This is a genomic window from Neptunomonas sp. (assembly GCF_016744175.1).
Taxonomy (GTDB): domain Bacteria; phylum Pseudomonadota; class Gammaproteobacteria; order Pseudomonadales; family Balneatricaceae; genus Neptunomonas.
The window spans coordinates 1-6,756 of record NZ_JADGEV010000083.1 but is presented as its reverse complement, the minus strand read 5'-3'; the positions used below and the strand labels follow the sequence as shown (position 1 = coordinate 6,756).

Genomic DNA, 6,756 nt, shown 5'->3' with positions numbered 1-6,756 from the left:
CGGTCGAGGGGAAAGCTTAATTTATCAAAAAACACCCTGCCCTTAATTCTCTTTGTTAATAATGCACTGGTAAAACTCATACTCTTTTTCCAGCGCATCAGCTAAGTTCTCGCTAGAACGAAAACCATGTCCCTCTTGTGCATAATAATAGGCCTCAACAGGTATCGATTGGTCTTGTAGTGCCTGTACCATGGCTCGCGTCTGCTCCGGCACAACCACCGCATCTAGCTCTCCTTGAAAAAAAATCACCGGCACTTGAATCTGCTCGGCATGCGCTAAAGGAGAACGAGCATGATAAGTATCTTTCTCGGTGAGAGGCGAGCCGATAAGCCAATCCAGATAGTGCGATTCAAACTTATGCGTGGCCTTAGCCAGAGCCAAAGGGTCTGTCACACCATACAAGCTAGCCCCTGCGGCAAAGCGATTAGAAAAAGCTAACGCCGATAATGCAGTATAGCCACCAGCACTACTGCCGCGAACAAACACTTGCTTGGCGTTGATTAAGCCTCTGTTTGATAAAAAATCGACGGCAGCTTCGGCATCTTCCAGATCGCTAATACCCCACTGCTTATGTAACAGCAACCGATACGCCCTGCCATAGCCACTACTACCACGGTAATTTAAATCCATCACGGCATAACCACGCTGCGTCCAATATTGGGTACGTGGATTAAGCACAGGATAGGCACACGCCGTAGGCCCTCCATGAAAAAACAACACTAAGGGCGGTGGAGAGTCATCAGTTTGCTTAGCAAGGTAGACATCAACAGGAGGGTAAAACAGACCGAATGCTTCGTCGCTTTTTACAGGAAAACTCATATGCTGAGGTAATGAAAGCTCAGCGACATTATCAACAGAACCCGATAGCTCTAGTACCTTGCCACTTAACTGATCAATTGCAATCACTACTGGCAAGCTAGAGGGAGAGTTCGCAACGGCATATATTTTATGCTCAGTGCTAATCACCGATCTAAATAGGCTGTACTTACTGCCAAGCTGGCGAACCACTTCACCTTTGTGTAACTGTAATAAAGCCGCAGAGGCTTGCTGGAGGCGTACTAGCGTTACTTGATGCTGTGCAACCGCATAATGATAACCACCAAACTGCCAAGGCGCCGTGGTGCAATCCGCTTCTACTGCCCAGTAAGGTGTGAATGCTTGCTGTTTGCTATCGTAACAACTCAGGTTCCACCATCCCGACTGATCAGTAATCGCCCATATATTGCCCTCCTCATCAAACGACGGCTGTAAAATTGATTCCTCTACACCGCTGTTCCCAGACAAGACGCACGTATCAATAACATTGCCTGCCGGGTCAAATGAGCAGTGGTATAGCTGCGTCGCTACCCATGGCTGATTCGGGTGATCCCAGCTAATAAATAGACACTGCTGGCCATCCGGTGAAAGCGCTATTGAGCTATAAAAATCATGGCCTTGGTGCAAGGCCGTAAGCCTGCCAGTGGACAAACACAAAGACACGACACGATTTAAAACATTCTCACTGGAATGCTTCTCTTGGAGCATGATAATACGATGATGTTGCGCATCATAAAGAGGCTCACCAAACCTAGATTCCAAATGGAATGTTAACTGTTTAGGTGATTCTACTTGAAGTGTTTGAAGGTATAGCTGCTGGTCCTGCTTGTTCACAAAAACCCAGCTCTGTGAATCAATTAAACACCAGCTTAAACCGCCGTACTCATGTACAGCACTACGTACATCAAACTCAGGGGGCGTTAGGCTCTGCTGGTGTCCATTGGCATAGCGAATTAGGCAGTTTCGGCCCGCCTCTTCTGGGCGATACTCAACCCAGAATAAAACACCATCGCCATCACAGGCGAGCTGCCCATAATCTTTAAGCCCAGCTACAGCCTGCTCTGCAGCCAGTGGTATTAATGGCGTTTTAGCCTTTGCAGAAGACACGTGAATTACGCTCGTTGCGGTATAAAAAAGGCTCAGCGGCGGGCTTTTCGGCCTCAGCTCTAGCGTTTAGGATGATGTCGTGATTTGGGGATTTGCTGCACACAGGGTCGGTATTATGCGCATCGCCAGTCATCATATACGCCTGACAACGACAACCACCAAAGTCTTTCTCTTTCTCATCACACGAGCGGCACGGCTCCTTCATCCACTCATAACCACGAAAGTGATTAAAACCAAATGACTCATTCCAGATATGATCAAGCGAGTGCTCACGCACATTAGGGAACTCGATAGGCAACATTCTTGCGCTATGGCACGGCAAGGCTTGCCCGTCTGGTGTAACTGTCAAAAATACTTGTCCCCAGCCATTCATACAGCCCTTAGGGCGCTCTTCGTAATAGTCAGGGGTAACAAAGATTAGCTTAATAGGGTTACCTGCAGCGGCCAGCTTAGCGCGGTATTCGTTAGTAATACGCTCGGCACGCTCCAGTTGAGCCCGTGTAGGCATCAATTGTTGGCGGTTTTCATACGCCCAGCCGTAATATTGGCAAGTAGCTAATTCAACATAATCTGCCTCTAACTCAACACACAGCTCGATAATGCGGTCAATTTGGTCGATATTATGCCGATGTGTAACAAAGTTAAGCACCATCGGATAACCCTGAGCTTTAACCTCGCGGGCCATCTTTAATTTCTGCTGAAAAGCCTTTTGCGAGCCTGCCAACATATTGTTAACAGTTTCATCACTGGCTTGGAAGCTCACTTGGATATGATCGAGCCCCGCATCACGAAACTCTGCTACCTTGCGCTCGTTCAAGCCAACACCCGAGGTGATCAGATTGGTATAATAGCCCAGCTTACGTGCTTCATGGATTAGTCTGCTCAGGTCTTGGCGTACCAAAGGTTCACCGCCAGAGAAGCCGAGCTGCACTGCGCCCAGCTTGCGACCCTCTTCAAATACTTTTATCCACTCCTCTGTCGTTAGTTCTTCAGTGAAGTCGGCAAAATCTTTCGGGTTAGAGCAATACGGGCACTGTAAGGGGCATTTATAGGTTAGCTCAGCTAATAACCAGAGCGGTTGCCCATGAGTAGGGTTTTCAGGCAATGAAGAGGGTTTCCCCTGGCAGCTACCACTCATACCACACCTCTAATCCAGTTTTGCTCTAGAGCGTCATCGATAAACGCCACCACATCTTTATCAAGATCTTCTGCCTGTGGATATTTATCAACAAGCAGCCCAATGATATCGACTAAGTTACGCTTCCCATCGACTAATGACAAAATCTCACCTGCTGGGCCATTCAGCTTTACCATCCCCTCTGGGTAAAGCAGCACATAGCACTGCTGGGCCTCTTCCCACTGAAAACGAAACATACTTTCTAATACGGGGATCATCTCCATACTCATCATACAGACAGCCCTCGATGATAAACGCGCTGATCCGTGACCGTATGGTACGGCGGCCGATTTAGCTCGTAGGCCATGGTCATCGAATCCAGCATGCTCCAGAGGATATCCAGCTTAAACTGTAGTATTTCGAGCATTCGGTCTTGCTGTTCACGCGTTGTGTAATGATCCAATGTAATCGTCAAACCATGTTCAACATCTCGGCGTGCTTCCGTTAAACGGTTTTTAAAATACTGATAACCTTCCGCTTTAATCCACGGGTAGTGAGTTGGCCAAGTATCTAAGCGGTTTTGATGAATGGTGGGAGCAAACAGCTCTGTTAACGAAGAGCTAGCGGCTTCCTTCCAATTCGCACGTCGAGCAAAGTTAATATAGGCATCAACAGCAAAGCGAACGCCAGGTAATACGTGCTCTTCGGACAGTACCTCTTCACGCGTTAAGCCTACAGACTCACCTAAACGCAACCATGCTTCAATGCCCCCCTCAGCACCCTCATATCCATCGTGATCCAAAATCCGCTGTACCCATTGGCGGCGCGCATCACGGTCTGGACAATTAGCCATAATTGCAGCATCTTTTACCGGAATACTAATTTGATAATAGAAGCGGTTCGCCACCCAGCCCTTAATTTGTTCAGGCGTACAGCGCCCTTCATACATCGCTATATGATATGGGTGCTGCGTATGATAAAAATTCCCCTTGGCACGTAAAGCAATTTCAAATTCTTTACGTGTCATGGGTAATGTATCCGGACTATCTGCTTGATGGCTCATAGAAATACCTACAACTCGATACTCATCCCGTCATAAGAGATCTCAATACCATGCGCGATCACTTCTTTGCGCTCAGCAGAGTCCTCATCCAGAATCGGGTTAGTATTATTGATGTGGATAAGTATCTTGCGCGGTTTTGTAAGCGTATCCAGATACTCAATCATGCCACCCTCACCAGATTGCGGTAAATGCCCCATGGTGACACCTAACTTATCGCCAACACCTGCAGTAATCATCTCATCTTCACGCCACAAGGTGCCGTCAACAAGTAAACAATCCGCATTGGACATAAGCGGGTTCAAATGAGGTTCGATTTTGCCTAAACCCGGTGCATAGAACAGCGTTTTTCCGCTACGTGTATCTTCTATGAGAATACCAATGTTATCCCCAGGATGGGGATCATTACGGTGTGGCGAATAAGGTGGAGCACTGCTGCGCAAAGGAATAGCTGTTAGCTTTAACTGCGGTACTTGAGGCACGACAAAACTACTACCTTGCTCGTTGCTATCGCTACTGACAGGAATCGTGTGGCGCTCAATACCACCATTCCAGTGTTTCAGCATTGAGAACACCGGAAAGCCTGTTGTCAGATCCTGATACACCATATCGGTACACCACACCTGATGGGGGCAACCTTCACGCAGCATCAACAAGCCCGTGGTGTGGTCTATCTGGCTATCCATGTAGACGATAGCGGCAATACCCGTATCACGGATAGTTCTGGCGGGTTGCATGGGAGCAAACGCTGCTAATTGTTCGCGAATATCGGGAGAGGTATTGAACAAAATCCACTCAACACCATCAATACTCACCGCTATAGAGGACTGTGTGCGTGCTTTGGCATTCAAGGTGCCATCACGAAATCCCTTACAATTGCGACAATTACAGTTCCATTGCGGGAAACCGCCACCGGCGGCAGAACCTAACACCTGTATTTTCATAAAAGACTCATGGCTCAGAAGCATTTAATCGTTATTATTATAAATTGTTAGAAACGCAGCACCGGTGAGCATGAACCCGGTGCTGGTCTAAGCACTCTGTACTCTTAATTCTGAACACAGAGCACCGTCAATGCTTAGCGGTTTGCGAAGTACATTGTTACTTCGAAGCCGATACGCAGATCTTGATAAGCTGGCTTAGTCCACATAGTAGGTACCTCTATTGTTATTAAGTGATAATGAGAAATGTCCGAAGACTCACTAAATCATATGAGAGGTCCATAGATACCTATATGGTACTTTGGAACGATAAATTACCTGTTTTGGTCGTAGGTAACGACGCTTCCGTCTTAATTAGGTACTAGTGAGTATATGCTTTATCACCTGTTTTTTATTTTGCACTTTGTAAATCGCCAGCCTAACTATTGAGTATTCGATTGTTATATTCCTGGTCAAACGCAGTCACTTTCATCGTGCTTTTGAGTAGGCGGGCAGTGCCTTCAATATCGCATTCATCGATATATACGATACTGCCGTCAACTAACTGAGCCTGCAATTTTCGGTAGGGTTTTTCTTTAAGCCATTCAATGAATATCGATACGAGTTTTTCAATCAAGGGCTCATTATTATCATTACTGATAACTTCTATAGTTTCGTCCAGAGCCACCACAAACTTTTGTGTTATTGCCACCTTACGAAACTCGACATCTCGCTGTTGAAGCATAAGTGTAAGCGTATTATCAGGGTCGAAAAGGGCTATTTCAAAGAGTATATTTTTATTCATGGGAGCGACTCTGCAAGAAGATATATTTCAACATAACAGTGTTATTAGAAGTTTGCTGCCACATTATCCGTTTTAGGCTGAACCCATACTCTAAACAGGCGACTTAACATGTGCACAACGCCCTCTAAACGCCCTGCACCCATGAATAGGTATTAGCTACTGGGCCACTCTCCCAGCTTACGTTATCATGCACTGCATTATTAAACGTTCACGGAGCCACCATGCTAAAAGCCCTCTTTCTCGATATGGATGAAACCCTCTGCGACACACCTGGTGCTAACGAGAAGGCCAAGTTCTTAATGGCACAATCATTACAAACACAGCATGGCAACACATTTGATGGACAGGGGTTTGCTGATGCCTATGTAACGGGCATTTACCGTGAATGGAGCGACGCGCAACGGGCGCGCTATATGCCGATTATTGAACAGCAAAGTGAAGAGGCTTTTCGCGTACGACTCATTCGTGACTTAATGGCCGAGCACGACTTAAATGACCTGAGCGATGAATCAATTCAAAGCCTGCAGAACAAATTTGATAAAGATCGTATCGATGCCTTTGATTTTTATCCCGGCATTAAAGAATGGCTCGCTGAGGCGCGTAAGATTTTCACACTGGTAGTGATCACCAACGGACCAGCGTTTTCACAGATTCCCAAGGTCGAGCAAGTGAACATGATAGCGCATGTGGATCATCTGATTATCGGCGGCCAAGAGCCAGAGGAAAAACCCTTTCCCTCCATATTTGAAAAAGCCCTTAGACTCGCCAACTGCGAGGCTCATGAAGCTATCCATGTGGGCGATAGTCTGGCGTCAGATATTGCAGGCGCAAACAACAGCGGTATCACGTCGGTGTGGATCCAACACCAGCGCCCACTGGATGCAGAACTAGGTATCAACCCAAGCCATACGATTGTGCACCCCTCTGAAAT

The 6,756-nt window shown here is 46.8% G+C and carries 8 protein-coding genes; 1 reads left to right on the top strand and 7 read right to left on the bottom strand.

The window, feature by feature from the left end; translation table 11 throughout:
* Positions 1 to 42: 42 nt before the first annotated feature.
* The 7 genes from QZZ55_RS19630 to QZZ55_RS19600 form a co-directional block, all read right to left on the bottom strand.
* Positions 43 to 1,923 carry a prolyl oligopeptidase family serine peptidase gene (locus tag QZZ55_RS19630; protein WP_293269114.1) on the bottom strand — a complete coding sequence of 627 codons (1,881 nt, stop codon included), beginning with the start codon at positions 1,921 to 1,923 and terminating at the stop codon, positions 43 to 45.
* Entirely contained in the window at positions 1,904 to 3,061 is a 1,158-nt protein-coding gene (pqqE, locus tag QZZ55_RS19625; protein WP_293269113.1) for a pyrroloquinoline quinone biosynthesis protein PqqE, read from the bottom strand. Before pqqE ends, QZZ55_RS19630 begins: the two co-directional genes overlap by 20 nt.
* A complete protein-coding gene (gene pqqD / locus QZZ55_RS19620; RefSeq protein ID WP_366512359.1) occupies positions 3,058 to 3,333 on the bottom strand; it encodes a pyrroloquinoline quinone biosynthesis peptide chaperone PqqD in 276 nt (91 codons plus the stop codon). The genes pqqE and pqqD overlap by 4 nt, the downstream gene beginning before the upstream one ends.
* Complete coding sequence (gene pqqC / locus QZZ55_RS19615) at positions 3,330 to 4,103, bottom strand: pyrroloquinoline-quinone synthase PqqC (RefSeq protein ID WP_293269112.1); 774 nt, start codon at positions 4,101 to 4,103, stop codon at positions 3,330 to 3,332. Before pqqC ends, pqqD begins: the two co-directional genes overlap by 4 nt.
* 8 nt (positions 4,104 to 4,111) lie before the next feature.
* Positions 4,112 to 5,044 carry a pyrroloquinoline quinone biosynthesis protein PqqB gene (pqqB, locus tag QZZ55_RS19610; RefSeq protein ID WP_293269111.1) on the bottom strand — a complete coding sequence of 311 codons (933 nt, stop codon included), beginning with the start codon at positions 5,042 to 5,044 and terminating at the stop codon, positions 4,112 to 4,114.
* A gap of 134 nt (positions 5,045 to 5,178) precedes the next feature.
* Positions 5,179 to 5,250: a pyrroloquinoline quinone precursor peptide PqqA gene (gene pqqA / locus QZZ55_RS19605; RefSeq protein ID WP_084332595.1), complete on the bottom strand. Its 72-nt coding sequence runs from the start codon at positions 5,248 to 5,250 to the stop codon at positions 5,179 to 5,181.
* A gap of 209 nt (positions 5,251 to 5,459) precedes the next feature.
* The gene (locus tag QZZ55_RS19600; RefSeq protein ID WP_293269110.1) at positions 5,460 to 5,825 is read right to left on the bottom strand and encodes a hypothetical protein; all 366 of its coding nucleotides are present in this window, start codon (positions 5,823 to 5,825) and stop codon (positions 5,460 to 5,462) included.
* A 221-nt stretch (positions 5,826 to 6,046) separates the two neighbouring features.
* On the opposite strand from QZZ55_RS19600, the gene QZZ55_RS19595 reads away from it, so the two are divergent.
* Positions 6,047 to 6,756: HAD family hydrolase (locus QZZ55_RS19595; protein WP_293269109.1), on the top strand; the 710-nt coding region annotated here is incomplete at its 3' end.